Raw genomic sequence first — 15,192 nt, 5'->3', positions numbered from 1 at the left:
CGGCTAGAGCGGTTCCTTCGCCAGACCGTGCCCGCCCGCGGGTGCGGTCTCGGCGATCCGCTCCATGCCTGCAATCAGGGGCCGGCCGCGGGCGATCGCCTGCTGCACCGAGGGCAGTTCCAGCGAGGCGCGGTGGCTTTCCGCATTGTCCCAGACCTCGGTGATCCAGATCGTGCTGGCCTCCTGCGGATCGCGCGCGACGACATAGCTGAAACAGCCCGGCATGCTGGCCATGCCCTCCAGCAGGATATCGACCAGCGCATCACGCTGCCCCTCCGCCGCAATGAACTTCCCGATCAGACCGTACATGCGTGTCCTGTCGATATGCCGCTTTCAGATGACTTAACTGCGAGAGTTCCGCAATTAGCGGAAAAATTTATCGAATGAGACTAGTGAAGCGATTCACGCGGTGTAGCAAAAAAAGCAGCTCGCTATTGAAACCTTAAGGGGGTTTGCATAGTTTCTAGTCTGAGACGCGATGGGATATCCCCGCTCTCGTTGCCGGAGCCCACACAAATAGCTTGTGTGGGCTTTCGTGCTTTTGTACGAATATCGCATGCATATGGTATTTCTAGACGAATTTGGACATATAGGTCCTTTCGTTTCCAAGAATCACGAAAAATATAAAACAAGCCCCATATTTGGCGTCAGCGGGTTTATATTAGACGTCGATCAAGTGAGGGACTTAGCTCATTGGTTTCACAAGCTAAAAGAAGCGGCTTTCGAGCGTGATATCGAATTGGCTGGCGCAAATTCGTCGGTCTGGGAGAAAAAAGGAAACTCGCTATTTACCTCTGGGCGAGTGCATAAAAATAAGCGCCTTGGGTATGCTTTGATAAATAACATAAAGCAAAGGCGCGGAAAGATATTTTATCATGGAGTAGTAAAGGATATGACCCCTGATCGTTCGAAGCCGACAGGGTTATATGCAACCGTATTGAGTCACGCTATTCGTGAAATTGAGCGATATTTTTCGACCAAATCAAGTAACTATCTAATAGTTATGGACGAGCACGGCTCCCGAACGCGCTTGTTGGAAGGCGCTATGAAAACAATGTTTTCTCGAGAAAAGCCAGCCAAGCGTTTGGTTGAGCCGCCTTATCATGTTGAAAGCCACTTATATGGAACTATACAGATGGCAGATTGGGTGTCATCGATAATCGGTCCTTTGCTTACTCATCAGGAGTTTCCTGTAGAATACGCAGAAATGGAATGGGCCACGAAGTATTTTAAGACACGTGTCGATGCAGCGTCCACGCATAGTAAGATACATAAAAGAACGGCGCGCTACGTCCACTATGGTCCAGACGGCAAAAAGACCTTCAAATCGGATTCTTGAGGCGCTTCCCTAGATCGCCACCTCGCCGGCCGGTTCGCGCATGTTGTAGCTGGACGACATGACGCGGCCATAGGCGCCGCCATTGGCGATCAGCATGACATCGCCTTCCTGCGTTTCCGGCATCAGGCGCTGGGCGCCCAGACGGTCGGCGGTTTCGCAGATCGGACCGACAATATCGGCGATCCAGGCGGCGTCCTCGTCGAGCCGGGTGAGATTGACGATCTCGTGCCGCGCGCCGTAGAGCGCCGGCCGGATCAGCGAGTTCATGCCGGTATTCAGGCCGATGAAGCGCGCATCCGGGGTGTGTTTGAGCTGGGTCACCCGGGCGAGCAGCACGCCGGCTTCCGCCGAGATATAGCGGCCCGGCTCGATCCACAGCTGGTATTGCGGATGGGCGGTCTTGAGATCGCCCAGCACGGCATCCAGCGCCGCCATGTCGATGCGGCGCACGCCCGAGGCTTCGTCGACCGACAGGCCACCGCCCAGATCGAGGATCTCGACATCCGGCATCGACCGCGCCGTCTCCACCAGGAAGAGGCCGACCCGGCGCCAGTGATCCGGGTCGGAAATCCCCGAACCGGAATGCACGTGCAGACCGTTGACGATCGCGCCGGCGTCAGCCGCCAGCGTGCGGGCCTCGTCCAGCTCGTCGGCATGCAGGCCGAACTTGGCTTCCGGCCCGGCCGTGCGGACATGCTTGTGATGGCCTTCCGGGCGCTGCGGATTGATCCGCAGCGTGATCTTGCGGCCCTTGAAGATCTCCGGCCAGGCGCGCAGCGGGTGCAGTCCGTCCAGCGTGACATGCACGCCCAGTTCCAGCGCTTCGGCGTATTCGGCCTTCGGCGCGAAGTTCGGCGTGAACAGGATGCGGTCGGCCTCCAGGCCCGGCACGGCGTCGCGGGCCGCGCGGACCTCGTTGATCGAGACGCATTCCACGCCCAGGCCCGCAGCCACGGCGGTGCGGATCATGTCCGGATGGCCGTTCGCCTTCATCGCATACCAGCCGCGGTCGAGATGCTTCAGTCCGGAGACCGCTTCGGCGCGCGTGCGCACGGTCTCCAGATCGTAGACATAGACCGCGCCGTCGGCCGGGCAGAGATCGAGCAGCGCCTGACGCTTGTTGCGCCACCAGGTGCCCGCGCCGGCCGGGGCTGCTTCGGTCAGGTTCTCGCCGATTTCCCGCCAGGACGGACCGAAGGTCTTGTCGCGCGGTTTGGGCTGGATCAGCTGGTCGTGCAGGCGGCGGCAGAGCGGCCGGCCCTGATCGCCATCCACCACGACAGTGAGGTTGAGGTCATTGGCCGCCTGGGAGACCAGCCGCACGGGGTAATGGGCGAAGGCCTCCATCGCCGGACCGAGTTGGGCGAGCAGGGCGCGCACGCCGCGGCCGACCATCGAGACGGCGGCACAATCCTCGATCAGCTTGACGCTGGCGATCTGCGACAGCTCGTCCTCCAGCGCACCGAGCACGTCCGGCGTCAGGCCCGGATCGTCGTCCAGCGATACCGTGACCGAGGTCTCCGAGGTGGAGACCAGGTCGATCGAGACGCCATGGCGCGAGAAGGGCTCGAAGGCGCGCGCCAGGAAGCCGGAGGCGCGCCACATGCCGTCGGTCTCCAGCGTGATCAGGCGCACGCCGTGCTTCACCGACACCGCTTTCATGCGCGGCGTGTCTTCCGACGGGGTGGCCGAGATCGTCGTGCCCGTCATCTCGGGCCGGTGCGTGCACAGAACCTGCATCTCGATACCGGCGCGGCGCACCGGGCCGATGGCGCGCGGGTGCAGCACGCCGGCGCCCATCGAGGCCAGTTCCTGGGCTTCCTCATAGGCGAGCGAGCGGATCTGGCGGGCGGCGCCGGTCAGACGCGGATCGGCCGAGAAGAAGCCGGGCACGTCGGTCCAGATCTCGATACGTTCGGCGCCCAGCTTGGCGGCAAAATAGCTCGCCGACGTATCCGAGCCGCCGCGGCCCAAGAGGGCGGTGTCGCCATCCTCGCGCCGGGCGATGAAGCCCTGGGTGACGATCACCGGCGGCAGGTCTGCCAGCGTGCGCTGCAGATGCGCGTCGGCATCGAAGGGGCAGTCGCAGGCCAGATAGCCGCGGGCGCCGGAGGCGTGGGCGGCGGTCAGGTGGTCGCGCGCGTCCAGCCAGGCCGAGGCCACGCCTTCACGTGCCAGCCAGGCCTGGCCCAGCGTCGTCGCCATCAGCTCGCCCTGGGCCATGATGCGCGCCTTCAGGCGCGGCGACACATCGCCGGTCAGCGACAGGCCGGCCCGCAGCCGGTCCAGTTCGTCGAAATAGGGCGCCAGCAGGGCCTCGCCCTCGACACCCAGCTCGGTCGCCAGCTCCATATGGCGCGCCTTGATCGCCGCGAGTTCGGCCTCGCCCTCGCCGGCGACCGCGCGGGTCACCAGCGTGTCGAGCAGGTCCGAGATCGTCGCGACGGCCGAGTGCACGACGAAGACCCGTTTGCCTTCCGCCCGCACGTCGGCGATCCGTTTGGAGATAACACGCCAGTCCGCCAGCGATTTGACGCTGGTGCCGCCGAATTTCAGTACGACCCAGTTCTGCGTGTTGCTCATGACTATCTCCATTACGCCGCAGGGCCGGCGTGGCCCTCGGGGCGCGGCGTGCATACAGGCCCTGTTGCGGCGCAACAACAGATAATTGCGCGAATCTCAGTCCGCAGGGCCGTTGTGCGCATTTTGCGTGCTGGCTAGTCGCGGAAATCCGGGGTCCGCTTGTCCAGATTGGCCATCACGGCCTCCACCTGGTTGGGCTTGCCGATGATCGCCTGCTGCAGGCGGGACTCGGCGGCCAGGATCTCGCCGGCATTGGCGTCGTCCAGCCCGTTGAGAAGCACTTTGCAGGCGCGGATGGCCGAGGGGCTGCGATGGGCGATCTGCTGTGCGATCTCCAGGGCGCGGGCCTGCGGATCGGGATGCACTTCGGTGACAAGACCGGCCTCGCGCGCCTGGCCGCCATCGATGCGTTCGGCGGTATAGGTCAGCCGGCGCAGGACATCGTCGCGCACCAGGCGGCGCACGCGGGCCATGCCCGACATGTCGGGCACCAGGCCCCATTGCGTCTCGGCGATGGCGATCTTGGCGTCTGGCGCGGCGATGCGGATATCGCCGCCCAGCGCGATCTGCAGCCCGCCGCCCAGCGCGCCGCCCTGGATCGCCACGACCACAGGCACAGGCGCTTCATGCCAGGCATAAGCGGCGTATTGCGGCGTATTGCACAGGCCGTGCGTGCGCGGCTCCAGCGAGGTCGATGCTGTCCCGTCCTCGCCTGCCATCGCGGCGAAACTGCCGAAATCCAGCCCGGCGCAGAACATCCGGCCCCGGCCGGACAGGATCGCCACCCGCGCCTCGCGCTGCTCGCGCAGCCAGGCTGCGGCCTCGATCAGCGCGTCGAACATCGCCGGGTCGAGCGCGTTCAGCTTGTCCTCGCGGATCATCTCGATCCGGGCGATATGATCGCTGAGCGAAACCGCAACGCGGTCGTGGAAGGTTCGGGGCTGCGTCATGACGCCATCCTTTTGTGTCAGGCGTCCGTGCTTAAAGCCTCCGGCGGTATCCGCCAACGGCTGGCGGCTCAGTCTAGTCGCGGCGGCGCGGCGTGTGGACGACGACAGGCTGACCGGACGCGGCGCCGATAATGACGGGCCAGCCGATCCCCCCCATGACGCTGCGGCAGGGGGCCTCGGCGTGACAGGCGGCCGCGAATTCGGCCGAGTTTTCCATCGTCTCCGGCGTCAGCTCAGCCATGCCGAGATGGGCGGCGATGCGGCCAGGCACATCGATGCCATAGCGGCCACGGGCCTCCCGGACGGCTTCGGCGACCGTGTCGCTATCGGCACCGCATTGCCGGTCGCCCAGCACGCATTCGGCGTGGAAGGCCAGCCAGTCACCCTCGGTGCGGGCGACCTCGATATAGCGGTCGAACAGATCCTCCGGCGTGATGCGATAATTCGTGATCTCGATGGAGCCGGGTGCGCGGCGCGCGCGCTGGCCGAAATCGTAATTGACGCGCTCATCCAGATTGACATTGTCGGTTATGGCCCGGACGGCTTGCGGTAGGATCGGGCGGAAGGTGACGCACTCATCCCGGCACACCGGATAGGGATAGATCGCGTCCAGGCTTTGAACCCACAGCACATTGCGTGGCGATCCGAATTCGACGGCGTTGGTGCGCATATTGTTGCCGACCACCATGACACAAACAGCCATGGCCAGGCTGGCGATACCCAGCAGGGTTGCCAGCATCATCTGCTTCTTCATCAGGGCGAAAAAGAAGCCCGCGACGAGAAGGACCAGGCCGGCAACGAGATACCAGCCGCTCGATGTGGCGAGATAGATGAGTGTCTGCAGGAACCAGAACGGGAAGACGATGAAAATCATCGCAAGGATGAGCAGCTGTACCAGGGTGAGGACCGCGTTGCTCAGATCCTTGAAGTTGAAAACCAGAAACATGGACGCCCCCGCGCTAATTCCAGCCTCCACGATGAAACGCCAGAGCTGAACGCTTTGTGAATAACTTCGCCTGCCAGGCGAGCCGGGCCCGATGCCCGGACCCGCGCTGTCGCCGATATTTCGTGATCTGGGAGATTTACCCCCCGCAAGAATTGGGGCATGAGGTGCGCGATGACAGTCTTTACGGTTGCGAACAGCCCCGAGGAAGCGGTGGAGCAGCTCGATGCGCTCTATCAGGCTTCCGTTGAACGTCTCCAGACAGCCCTGAGAACATTCCTGACCGGTGGGAAGCCGCCATCGGACCAGGACCGCAAGTCCGGAGTTTTCGTCTATCCCGAGCTGCGGGTTACCTACGTGCCGGACGGCCCGCCGCCGCCGGTCAGCCGCGCTTTCGGCAAATTCACCGATACCGGCGTCTACGCGTCCACGATCACGCATCCGAAGCTCTATCGCGCCTATCTGATCGAACAGCTCACCCTGCTGGCGGACCAGTACGAGATCACCATCGAGACCGGCCCGTCGCAGGTGGAGATTCCCTTCTCCTACGTGCTCGACGGCGCTGACGATCTGGACATGAATGCGGTGACGCCGGCCGAGCTGGTGCGTCACTTCCCCTATGCCGATCTCTCGCGGATCGATGACGACCTGCCCAATGGCCAGCGCCCCTCCGTGCCGGGCGAGGTGAAACCGCTCTCGCTGTTCGAGGCGCCACGGGTCGACTATTCCCTGCAGCGGCTGCGCCACTATACCGGCACGCCCTACGAGGACACCCAGCAGTTCATCCTGTTCACCAATTACCACCGCTATGTCGACGTCTTCACCGCCTGGGCCATCCGGCAGCTGAAGGAAGACAATCACTACGAGGCCTTCTCGGCAGCCGGGCATGTGCGCGTCGACGCCGATACGCCCAATGCCCATGCCCTGGTGGAAGGTGCGCCCTGGCGGCGCTTCCAGATGCCGGCCTATCACCTGATCGCGCCCGGCGGGCGCGGCATCACCCTGGTGAATATCGGTGTCGGCCCCTCGAATGCGAAGAATATCACCGACCATCTGGCCGTGCTGCGCCCGCAATGCTGGCTGATGATCGGCCATTGCGCGGGCCTGCGCCATTCCCAGCGTCTGGGCGATTACGTGCTGGCCCACGCCTATCTGCGCTATGACGCGGTGCTGGACGAGGCGCTGCCGATCGAGATCCCCATCCCGCCGATCGCGGAAATCCAGATCGCCTTGGAAGAGGCCGTCGCCACGGTCAGCGGCGACAGCGGCGATGCCCTGAAGGCGCGCCTGCGTACCGGCACCGTGGCCACCTATGCCGACCGCAACTGGGAACTCACCTATGCCGCCCAGTCGCGCCGCATCAACCAGTCGCGCGCCATCGCGCTGGATATGGAATCGGCCACTATCGCGGCCAACGGCCTGCGCATGCGGGTGCCCTATGGCACGCTGCTCTGCGTCTCCGACAAGCCGTTGCATGGCGAGCTGAAACTGCCCGGTGCGGCCAATCTCTTCTACCAGCGCTCGGTCTCCGAACACCTCGCCGCCGGTCTCGAGACAATCGAGATCCTCAAGCGCGACGAGGGCGCGGCCCTGCACTCGCGCAAGCTGCGCAGTTTCGATGAGCCGCCCTTCCGGTGAAAAGAGGGACATGTACCTGCGGTACGTGTCCCGGTAAAAGCGTTGGGTGAGGATGGGGACACGTACCGCAGGTACATGTCCCCTGGTTTGCGAGGGGCGCTCCATGTCGAAGACTTCTTCCGTCCAGGCCTGGCTTGGCCGTGCGGTCATCGAGGCGGCACTCATCGTGTTCGCGGTGGTGCTCGGTTTCGTCGTCAATGAATGGCGCGAGGACGTCTCCGACCGGCGTGCGGCCGAAGCGGCGATGGGCCGCGTGGTCACCGAGATCGAGACCAATATCGCCCAGCTCGAAGCGGTGGTGGATTATCACGAGAGCGTCGTCGAGCGGATCGACGAGCGCCTCGCCGAGATCGCGGCGGCCGGCGAGCCCGTCCGCGGTGTCGCCTTCGACGAGTTCGACGACCTCATGCCGCGCGGCGTCAATGCGCCCGGCCTGTCCAGCTTTGCCTGGCAACACGCCCAGCAGCATGGCCGGCTGGACGTGCTGCCCTACGCCATCGTGGCCGGGACGGCGCGGGTCTACGGCATGCAGGCCAGCGGCGTGGAGGCCACCTGGCGGCAGATCGTCGAACTCCTGTTCGCCGGGCCGCAGGTGATGCGCGAACAGGATCTCGAGGCCAGCCTGCGCTTCACCCAGATCGGTTTCAGCGAGCTGGCCTCACAGGAACGCTTCCTGATCGACCAGTACCGCCGCCTGCTTGAAGATCTGCGCGAAGCCGGGCTGGACTAGAGTCATCCTTTCGGCGGTACCGGCCTGACGTTCCGGTCCGCCACCCTTGCGCCAGACTGGCGCGAAACGTCCCGGGGCTTGCCCAATGCTCGGTCAGTACGTGCCGCTTGATCTGTCAGCGCTGGACTTCCTGCAGATCGTGATCGGCGCGATGACGGCCGCTATTGCAGGCTTTGCCGCGCTCCTGCTCCTGTCCCGCGATCACGACGCCCGGATGCGGGCTCTGGGACTGGCGCTTTTTTTCCTGGCGACCGCGGTCTCGGAGTTCGACGAGCTTTACATGCATGCAGGCGGATACGCGCTGTATCCCTGGAGCATTGCCCTGGCGTGGCCGCTTATCGTGATCATCGGCCCGGCCATCCTGCTCTATGTCCGCGACATGACCGCTGCCGAGCGCCCGCCGATGACGCCGGCGCGCTTTGCCCGCTACGCCTGGCCGGTTCCGGCCGGCTATCTTATCGCGCTGCCCTTCTTCCTGCGCCCGGGCGAGGAGAAGCTGGCCATGCTCGCAGGCGGCGACGCGCCGGATACGATCGCGTCAGCGGTCCCGGCCATTCTGGGCGTCCTCTTCCTGGTCATCGCGCTGGCCTCCCTGCTGCTCGCCTTCCGGGGCCTTCTCGCGCACATGCGCAGCCTGCGGAACCTGTTTGCCAATATCGAGGACAAGTCGCTGAACTGGGTGCGCGCGGTCCTGCTGGTTCTGTCGGCAGCCTGGATCTGGGGCGCGGCCAGCACGCTCTGGCGGCTCGACGACCAGGTGCCGCAATGGCAGGGACCGCTGGCCAGTATTCTGGAAATGGGATGGGTGTTTGCCTTCGCCTTCTTCGGCATCCGCCAGGGCGAGATCTTTCCTGCCCGCACCTTGCCGGCTCCGGTAGAGGCGGCGAAATACACCCGCTCGGCGCTGGACGCTCAGCGCATGGACCGGATCGCTGCCCGGATCGAAACGGCCATGCGCGAGCAGCATCTCTACCGCAATCCGGCGCTCTCGCTGCGGCAATTGTCCGACACGATCCGGGTCTCCCAGAACTATATCTCCCAGACGCTCAATGACCGGCTGGGCCGGAATTTCTTCGACTATGTCAATGCGTGGCGGATCGCCGAGGCTTGCCAGCGCCTGGGGGAGGGCGCGCGCGTGCTGGACGTGGCGCACGAGACCGGGTTCAACTCCCGCTCCACCTTCAATGCCGCCTTCCGCAAGCACACCGGCACCACGCCCAGCGCCTGGCGCCGCCAGCCTGCCGCGGACTGGCCGGACGGGCTGCCGCGGATCGAGGCTTCACCGGCAGAATAGATCGACCGGCCATGTCCGGGCGTGAGCGTCCGGACATTTCCGCGTCCCGGCGTGACCGTCCGGACGACCCGGCCGCGACGGCGCGGCACAAGACGGGCGGCCCGCCGCACCGTTCAGCTCTCGATCCCCAGCCTGGTGCAGCGGGCCATCCCCCGAACTGCAAAGGTGTATCCGATCATGAAATCCGCTTTCTTCCCGGCCGTGTCCCTTGCGGCCGGGCTGGCTTTCCCTTGCCTGGCGGCTGTGGCCTCCGCCCAGGACGCCGAACTCCGCTGGACGGCGGGCCTCGGCGTTGTCGTCAACTCCAATCCCTATCTGGGCGCCGATGACGATGTCGAAGCCACGGCCATCCCCTACATCGCCTATGAGAATGACTGGCTCTCCGTCAGTCCCGAGGGGGCCGCGATGGCGCTCTACCGCGGCGAGGCGATCCGGCTGGAAGCGCTGGTCGCGCCGCGCTGGCAGTTTGCCGAACCTGGCGATGTCGCCGGGCTGGAAGACATCGAGCGCGACATTGCTGTCGATGGCGGATTTCGCCTGGCAGCGGCCAGCGGTCCGGTGACGGTGTCCCTGGCCTATCTCGCCGATATCTCGGGCCGGCATGACGGACAGGAAGTCACCCTGTCGGTCGAAGCGGAAACGGCGCTGACGCCGCGTTTCGCGATCTCGGCGGAGGCCGGGGCCTATTGGCGCGACAGCGATCTGGGCACCTATATGTACGGCATCTACGCCGACGAGGTCCGGCCCGGCCGCGCTGCCTACACCGCGGATGACAGTGTCGCGCCCTTCATGGCGGCCATGGGGCGCTATGCCCTGACCGAGCGGATCGCCGTTGTCGGTGCAATCGAGGTCGAGGCCATACCGGATACCGGCCGCGACAGCCCGATCATCGATGCGGATGCCCGCTATGGCGCCTTTCTTGGGCTGATGGTCCGCTTCTGATCCGCCGGGGCGGGGCCGGTCTGCGACCGCCCCGCGCCGCTGGAGCAGGATCCTGAGTGGTCGCGTGATCGAACCGGTGAACCGGTACCCACTTCACCTGATCACGCTCTGTTCACCGGAGACAATCATGCCCGCACTTTCGCGCCGCTATGCGCTGGCGCTTGTCTTTCTGTCGGCGCTGGCCGTGTGCGCCGTGTCGCTGCGCTACTTCATGGTTTCGGCCGATGCCTATCCCTTCGAGGAACAGAGCGCCGTTTTTGCCGCCAATCGCACGGCGCTGCTGGTGCACGTGGCCGGCGGAATGCTCGCGCTCCTCGCCGGACCGGTGCAGTTCCTGCGCGGCCTGCGTGAACGCCGGCCTGTCCTGCATCGCATCAATGGCTGGGTCTATGCGCTCGCCGTCGTCAGCGCGTCTGCAAGCGGATTGGCGCTGTCCGGGCATGCTTTCGGCCCGCCATCCAACACGGCGGCCTTCGCGATGCTCGCGGTGCTCTGGTTCGTCGCGACGGCGACCGGCATCCGCGCCGTCATCGCCGGCGATCTCCTGCAGCATCGCCGCTGGATGATCCGCTCCTATGCACTCGCCTTCTCCGGCGTGACGCTGCGAGCAGAAACACTTCTTCTGGCCCTGGCGGCAGACATGGAATTCGCCGCCGCCTACGGCATCGCCGCCTGGCTGTGCTGGGTCGGCAATCTCCTCGTCGCAGAATGGCTGATCCTGCGCTGGCCGCCGGCCCGCCGCACCCCGCCGGCCTGATGCTCCTCTTGCCGCGGCGGTGCGGATTGCGTACCTCCATGGTATGATACGGATTACACCGCTTGAAGGCGTCCACAATTTTCGTAATTTCCACGGCTATGACGCAGCCGGCGGCGCGAAAGTGCGCGAGGGGCTCTACCGCTCCGGCCATCACAGCCGGGCCACGGCGGCCGATCTGGAGATCATGCGCAAGCTGGGTATCCGCGTCGTCGCCGATCTGCGCAAGGCACGCGAACGCACCAATGAACCCTCCGCCTGGCCGGAAGACATGGCCGTCCGTGTGATCGCCTCGGATCTGGGCGATGCCGGCGAGCCGCCGCACCTGGCCTTCATGCGCAAGGGCGTCCACACGCCTGAAGCCGTGCGCGACTACATGCTGTCGGCCTATCGCCGCATCCCCATGGAGGCGTGCAATCAGGAGGTCTACCGCGAAGGCTACCGGGCGCTGGCATCGGGCGAGGCGGATGGCGGATTCCTGGTTCACTGCGCCGCCGGCAAGGACCGGACGGGGATATTCTGCGCCCTGATCCTGGAGGAGCTCGGCGTCGACCGGGATACCGTGATGGCGGACTATCTGCTGACCAATGAGGCGGTGGATTTCGAAAGCCTGATCCCGCTCATCCAGCAACGCGCCACGGCCCAGTACGGCCAGGCGATGCCGGCGGAAATCATGCAGGTCTTCCTGGGCGTGGATGCCGACTATCTGGCCGAGGCCTTCCGCACCATGGGCGATACCGGCAGTTATGTGACCGGCCAGCTCGGGATTACCGAAGCCGAGCGCCAGGCGCTGCGCGAGCGCTGGCTTACGTCCTGAGAGCGGCCATGGCGCGCATGACATGACGGGCCAATCGATCGACCTGCCCTGGCGGGACCCGCTGGCAGCCTTTGCGCCGCTGGCCGGCGAGCCGTACGCGCTCCTGCTGCATGACGGCCGCAATGGCCGCGCACGGATTTTCGCCTTCCCGGATGCGGTGTTCGACGGTGAGGGGCGGGCCGGTTTTGACGCGCTCGCACACTCCGCACGGTCCAGGGGCGGGCCGCATGCCGGGCTTCTCGGCTACGACCTCGCCGCCGCCTTCGAACGCCTGCCGCATCTCGATCCGCGCTGGCCGATGCTGGCCATGGCCCGCTACCCCGCCTGGGCCGAGTTCGACCGGGAAGCCGGGACCTGCCGCGTCCATGGCGAAACCGCCGCAGCCGCCGAACGGCTGGCCGGCGCGCTGGGGGAAGACGAACGCGTCCCGGCTCCGTCTGTTGCCGGTGCCCGGCTTGAACCCCGTTGGAGCCGCGAGCGCTATCTCGCCGCCGCCCGCCGCGCCCGCGACTATGTCCATGCCGGCGATGTGTTCCAGGTCAATCTGTCCCAGGCCTTCGATATCGAACTGGCGGAGGACGACACACCCTGGGCGGTCTTTCGCCGCCTGTGCGCGTACAGTCCGGCGCCGCATGCGGCCTTTCTCCGGCTCGATGCCGACCGGGTCGTGCTGACCAACTCGCCGGAACGATTTCTCAAGGTCCGGGATGGCCGGGTCGAGGCGCGTCCGATCAAGGGCACCCGCCGCCGCGCGGCCGATCCGGCCGCCGACGCCGCGCTCGCCGCCGAATTGTCGGCCAGCACGAAGGATCGCGCCGAGAACCTGATGATTGTGGATCTGATGCGTAACGATATGTCACGCGTATGTCGGCCGGGCAGTGTACGTGTGCCACACTTATGTGACCTGGAAAGTTACGCAAATGTGCACCATCTGGTCTCTGTCGTCGAAGGCGAGCTGGCCGCGGATCACGATGTTTTCGACCTTCTGGCCGCCAGCTTTCCGCCGGGCTCGATCACGGGCGCTCCCAAGGTCCGGGCCATGGAAATCATCTCCGAACTCGAGGGCGAGCCGCGCGGTCCCTATTGCGGCGCGCTCGGCTGGATCGACGGATCTGCCGCGCTTGATCTCAATGTCATGATCCGTACCGCAGCACTGCGGTGTGTCGACGGGCGCTGGCGGGCGAGCGTGCGGTCGGGCGGCGGCATTGTCGCCGACAGCGATCCGCAGGCAGAATACGAGGAAACCCTGACCAAGGCCTCGGCCCTGCGGCGGGCGTTCGGCGTGGAGGCGGAATGAGCGGTATCGCATTCAAGGACGGCGACTGGATCGAGGAGACCCGCAAGGCCTGGGCGCTCAATGACCGGGGTGCGCTGCTGGGTGACGGGCTGATCGAGACCATGCGCGTGGAGCGCGGGCGGGTGCTGCGTTTCGACCGGCATATGGAAAGACTGACGCGCAGCTGTTCCGATCTCGGCCTGCCCGGCCCGAAGGACCCGGAGGGCATTGCCGGCCTCATTGCCGAGCTCGTTGCCGAGAATGCGCTGAAGGATGCGGTGGTCCGTCTGACACTGACGGCCGGGCCGGGACCGCGCGGTCTTGACCGGCCGGACGAGATCATCCCGTCCCTGGCCCTGTCAGCCGCGCCTTTCACGTCCCCGCCAGCGCAATACCGCCTGGCGCTGAGCGAGATCCGGCGATCTCCGGCGAGTATTGTGGCTCGCTACAAGACGCTGAGCTATATGGACAATCTGCAGGCGCGGCGGCAGGCCCGCGGCGCCGGCGCCGACATGGCACTTCTGCTCGACACCCGGGGCAATCTCTCCGGCGGCGATTGTGCCAACCTGTTCTGGACACGCGGGGAGGAGGTTTTCACGCCGGACCTGCGCTGCGGTGTCCTGGCCGGGACGGTGCGGGCCGAGATTCTCGATTCCATTCCCGTCGAGACGGGAAGCTACGAACCCGGCGCGTTGATGCAGGCCGATGCCGTCTTCGTCACCAATGCCGCGATTGGCGCAGTGCCCGTGGTCTCGCTGGACGGGGTGCCGCTGGGCAGCGGTGAATTGCCGCCCCGGATCGCCGCACTATTCGCGTGACACGACGAGCGAGCGCCGCGGCCGCAGATAGAAGGCCTCATTCAGGTTGAAGCGCGACAGGCCGAGCTCGCTGAACAGCGTCTCGTGCTCGTAATTCACTTCGACCATGATGATGGAACGGTTCGGCTGCAGGATGCCACCGGGTATCGCCACACCGGCCCCCTCCGAATAGGGCGACATGCCGCGCGCGTCCGACCATTGCACCTCGACGTCTCCGCCATTGTCCATCATCACGCTGGACACGCGGATCTGCATGGGCGTCGGGTCAAAGGGCGCAAGAATGACAGCGCCTGCATTGAGAATTTCAACCATCTCGTCATCGGTGATGATGTCGTCCTGGGCGACGAGATCGGCAAGGGCGCTGGCCGCGCTCGTGACTTTCCGGTCGACCGACAGGACGAGGCTGAGATCGACCGCGCCGAGATAGAGCAGGATCATCACCGGTGCGATAAGCGCAAACTCGACAGCTGAAAGGCCGCGGCAGTCGCGCCAGAAGCGGTGCAGGCATTGCGTCAGCGAACTAGTCATCGAAAGGCTCGTTGCGGAAAACGGTTGCCGCCGTGATCAGGTGCTGGTTTCCGCTCATATTCGCCAGGGCACCGGTAAAGCCCGGTGTTAGCAGCTGCCAGCGATAAAAGACGCGGACCAGGACGATGTCACCGGCATCGCCGGGATCGAAACCGAAATCATCCGTGTTGATGGCGCCGTCCTGGATCGGACTGGACTGGTCGACATTGTCGAAGTCCTCAAAGACCCGCACGTCGATCTCGACATTGTCGCAAGTGCCCAGCACCACAATGCGATCGCATACGGCCGTGCGGAACGCAGCCTGGGACATGCCGGAAGACTGGGCTCTGCCGGTGCGGATGTCCCGGGCGGTTTCCAGTACCGCGTTCTCAAGGACCGAGCCGAGAAAGAACACGACCGCAATCTCGATCATCGCAAACAGCAGGAAAAAGAAAGGGGCCGCGATCAACGCGAACTCGACGGCGGCAACGCCGGAGCGATTGCGGGCAAACCGGCGCAGCAATGCGCGCGTGCGTTTTGCCGCTAAGCCGGAACACGTCGGCTGGCCTGAACACGTCATGCTGCGCCTCCGTTCTGCGGT

The 15,192-nt window shown here is 65.0% G+C and carries 15 protein-coding genes; 9 read left to right on the top strand and 6 right to left on the bottom strand.

Translation table 11 applies throughout. From position 1 onward, the window contains the following. Positions 1 to 3: 3 nt before the first annotated feature. A complete protein-coding gene (locus JJ918_RS06565) occupies positions 4 to 309 on the bottom strand; it encodes a putative quinol monooxygenase (protein ID WP_291884807.1) in 306 nt (101 codons plus the stop codon). Between the two features lie 253 nt (positions 310 to 562). On the opposite strand from JJ918_RS06565, the gene JJ918_RS06560 reads away from it, so the two are divergent. Continuing rightward, positions 563 to 1,339 (top strand): DUF3800 domain-containing protein, encoded by a 777-nt coding sequence (locus tag JJ918_RS06560; protein ID WP_291884804.1) that lies wholly within the window; start codon positions 563 to 565, stop codon positions 1,337 to 1,339. Positions 1,340 to 1,348: 9 nt separating this feature from the next. On the opposite strand, the gene JJ918_RS06555 is transcribed toward JJ918_RS06560, so the two are convergent. The 3 genes from JJ918_RS06555 to JJ918_RS06545 all read right to left on the bottom strand — a co-directional run bounded on the left by JJ918_RS06555 (position 1,349) and on the right by JJ918_RS06545 (position 5,818). Further along, a complete protein-coding gene (locus tag JJ918_RS06555; protein ID WP_291884801.1) occupies positions 1,349 to 3,922 on the bottom strand; it encodes a bifunctional aspartate kinase/diaminopimelate decarboxylase in 2,574 nt (857 codons plus the stop codon). A 134-nt stretch (positions 3,923 to 4,056) separates the two neighbouring features. After that, positions 4,057 to 4,872: a crotonase/enoyl-CoA hydratase family protein gene (locus JJ918_RS06550; protein WP_291884798.1), complete on the bottom strand. Its 816-nt coding sequence runs from the start codon at positions 4,870 to 4,872 to the stop codon at positions 4,057 to 4,059. A gap of 73 nt (positions 4,873 to 4,945) precedes the next feature. After that, positions 4,946 to 5,818 (bottom strand): DUF308 domain-containing protein, encoded by an 873-nt coding sequence (locus JJ918_RS06545; RefSeq protein ID WP_291884795.1) that lies wholly within the window; start codon positions 5,816 to 5,818, stop codon positions 4,946 to 4,948. A 171-nt stretch (positions 5,819 to 5,989) separates the two neighbouring features. Between JJ918_RS06545 and JJ918_RS06540 the strand changes: the two genes are divergently transcribed. The 8 genes from JJ918_RS06540 (at position 5,990) to JJ918_RS06505 (ending at position 14,084) form a co-directional block, all read left to right on the top strand. Next, positions 5,990 to 7,453, top strand: coding sequence for an AMP nucleosidase (locus JJ918_RS06540; protein ID WP_291884792.1), 1,464 nt, complete (start codon positions 5,990 to 5,992; stop codon positions 7,451 to 7,453). A gap of 103 nt (positions 7,454 to 7,556) precedes the next feature. Further along, complete coding sequence (locus JJ918_RS06535) at positions 7,557 to 8,183, top strand: hypothetical protein (protein WP_291884790.1); 627 nt, start codon at positions 7,557 to 7,559, stop codon at positions 8,181 to 8,183. A gap of 85 nt (positions 8,184 to 8,268) precedes the next feature. After that, positions 8,269 to 9,477, top strand: a complete 1,209-nt coding sequence (locus JJ918_RS06530) for an AraC family transcriptional regulator (RefSeq protein ID WP_291884788.1) — start codon at positions 8,269 to 8,271, stop codon at positions 9,475 to 9,477. Between the two features lie 177 nt (positions 9,478 to 9,654). Further along, complete coding sequence (locus JJ918_RS06525; RefSeq protein WP_291884784.1) at positions 9,655 to 10,419, top strand: MipA/OmpV family protein; 765 nt, start codon at positions 9,655 to 9,657, stop codon at positions 10,417 to 10,419. 127 nt (positions 10,420 to 10,546) lie between these two features. Further along, complete coding sequence (locus JJ918_RS06520) at positions 10,547 to 11,176, top strand: DUF2306 domain-containing protein (protein WP_291884782.1); 630 nt, start codon at positions 10,547 to 10,549, stop codon at positions 11,174 to 11,176. Between the two features lie 43 nt (positions 11,177 to 11,219). Then, positions 11,220 to 11,990, top strand: a complete 771-nt coding sequence (locus JJ918_RS06515) for a tyrosine-protein phosphatase (protein WP_291884779.1) — start codon at positions 11,220 to 11,222, stop codon at positions 11,988 to 11,990. Positions 11,991 to 12,012: 22 nt separating this feature from the next. Continuing rightward, positions 12,013 to 13,287, top strand: a complete 1,275-nt coding sequence (gene pabB, locus JJ918_RS06510) for an aminodeoxychorismate synthase component I (protein WP_291884776.1) — start codon at positions 12,013 to 12,015, stop codon at positions 13,285 to 13,287. After that, positions 13,284 to 14,084: an aminotransferase class IV gene (locus JJ918_RS06505; RefSeq protein WP_291884774.1), complete on the top strand. Its 801-nt coding sequence runs from the start codon at positions 13,284 to 13,286 to the stop codon at positions 14,082 to 14,084. Before pabB ends, JJ918_RS06505 begins: the two co-directional genes overlap by 4 nt. Here the strand turns inward: JJ918_RS06505 and JJ918_RS06500 are convergent. Continuing rightward, positions 14,073 to 14,612, bottom strand: coding sequence for a TadE/TadG family type IV pilus assembly protein (locus JJ918_RS06500; RefSeq protein ID WP_291884772.1), 540 nt, complete (start codon positions 14,610 to 14,612; stop codon positions 14,073 to 14,075). The genes JJ918_RS06505 and JJ918_RS06500 overlap by 12 nt on opposite strands. Continuing rightward, positions 14,605 to 15,171, bottom strand: coding sequence for a TadE/TadG family type IV pilus assembly protein (locus JJ918_RS06495; RefSeq protein WP_291884770.1), 567 nt, complete (start codon positions 15,169 to 15,171; stop codon positions 14,605 to 14,607). Before JJ918_RS06495 ends, JJ918_RS06500 begins: the two co-directional genes overlap by 8 nt. Positions 15,172 to 15,192 lie beyond the last annotated feature (21 nt).

Source organism: Maricaulis sp., assembly GCF_017642925.1.
In the GTDB taxonomy this organism is placed as follows: domain Bacteria; phylum Pseudomonadota; class Alphaproteobacteria; order Caulobacterales; family Maricaulaceae; genus Maricaulis.
Note: the sequence above shows the minus strand (reverse complement) of the source record. Positions and strands in the feature narration are given on the sequence as shown.

What these genes read in the sequence shown, in the direction of transcription:
- JJ918_RS06550 (WP_291884798.1), bottom strand. Translation starts at nt 4,872, where the DNA reads ATGACGCAGCCCCGAACCTTCCACGACCGCGTTGCGGTTTCGCTCAGC.
- JJ918_RS06545 (WP_291884795.1), bottom strand. Translation starts at nt 5,818, where the DNA reads ATGTTTCTGGTTTTCAACTTCAAGGATCTGAGCAACGCGGTCCTCACC.
- JJ918_RS06555 (WP_291884801.1), bottom strand. Translation starts at nt 3,922, where the DNA reads ATGAGCAACACGCAGAACTGGGTCGTACTGAAATTCGGCGGCACCAGC.
- JJ918_RS06535 (WP_291884790.1), top strand. Translation starts at nt 7,557, where the DNA reads ATGTCGAAGACTTCTTCCGTCCAGGCCTGGCTTGGCCGTGCGGTCATC.
- JJ918_RS06525 (WP_291884784.1), top strand. Translation starts at nt 9,655, where the DNA reads ATGAAATCCGCTTTCTTCCCGGCCGTGTCCCTTGCGGCCGGGCTGGCT.
- pabB (WP_291884776.1), top strand. Translation starts at nt 12,013, where the DNA reads ATGACGGGCCAATCGATCGACCTGCCCTGGCGGGACCCGCTGGCAGCC.
- JJ918_RS06560 (WP_291884804.1), top strand. Translation starts at nt 563, where the DNA reads ATGGTATTTCTAGACGAATTTGGACATATAGGTCCTTTCGTTTCCAAG.
- JJ918_RS06520 (WP_291884782.1), top strand. Translation starts at nt 10,547, where the DNA reads ATGCCCGCACTTTCGCGCCGCTATGCGCTGGCGCTTGTCTTTCTGTCG.
- JJ918_RS06565 (WP_291884807.1), bottom strand. Translation starts at nt 309, where the DNA reads ATGTACGGTCTGATCGGGAAGTTCATTGCGGCGGAGGGGCAGCGTGAT.
- JJ918_RS06540 (WP_291884792.1), top strand. Translation starts at nt 5,990, where the DNA reads ATGACAGTCTTTACGGTTGCGAACAGCCCCGAGGAAGCGGTGGAGCAG.
- JJ918_RS06515 (WP_291884779.1), top strand. Translation starts at nt 11,220, where the DNA reads ATGATACGGATTACACCGCTTGAAGGCGTCCACAATTTTCGTAATTTC.
- JJ918_RS06530 (WP_291884788.1), top strand. Translation starts at nt 8,269, where the DNA reads ATGCTCGGTCAGTACGTGCCGCTTGATCTGTCAGCGCTGGACTTCCTG.
- JJ918_RS06500 (WP_291884772.1), bottom strand. Translation starts at nt 14,612, where the DNA reads ATGACTAGTTCGCTGACGCAATGCCTGCACCGCTTCTGGCGCGACTGC.
- JJ918_RS06495 (WP_291884770.1), bottom strand. Translation starts at nt 15,171, where the DNA reads ATGACGTGTTCAGGCCAGCCGACGTGTTCCGGCTTAGCGGCAAAACGC.
- JJ918_RS06505 (WP_291884774.1), top strand. Translation starts at nt 13,284, where the DNA reads ATGAGCGGTATCGCATTCAAGGACGGCGACTGGATCGAGGAGACCCGC.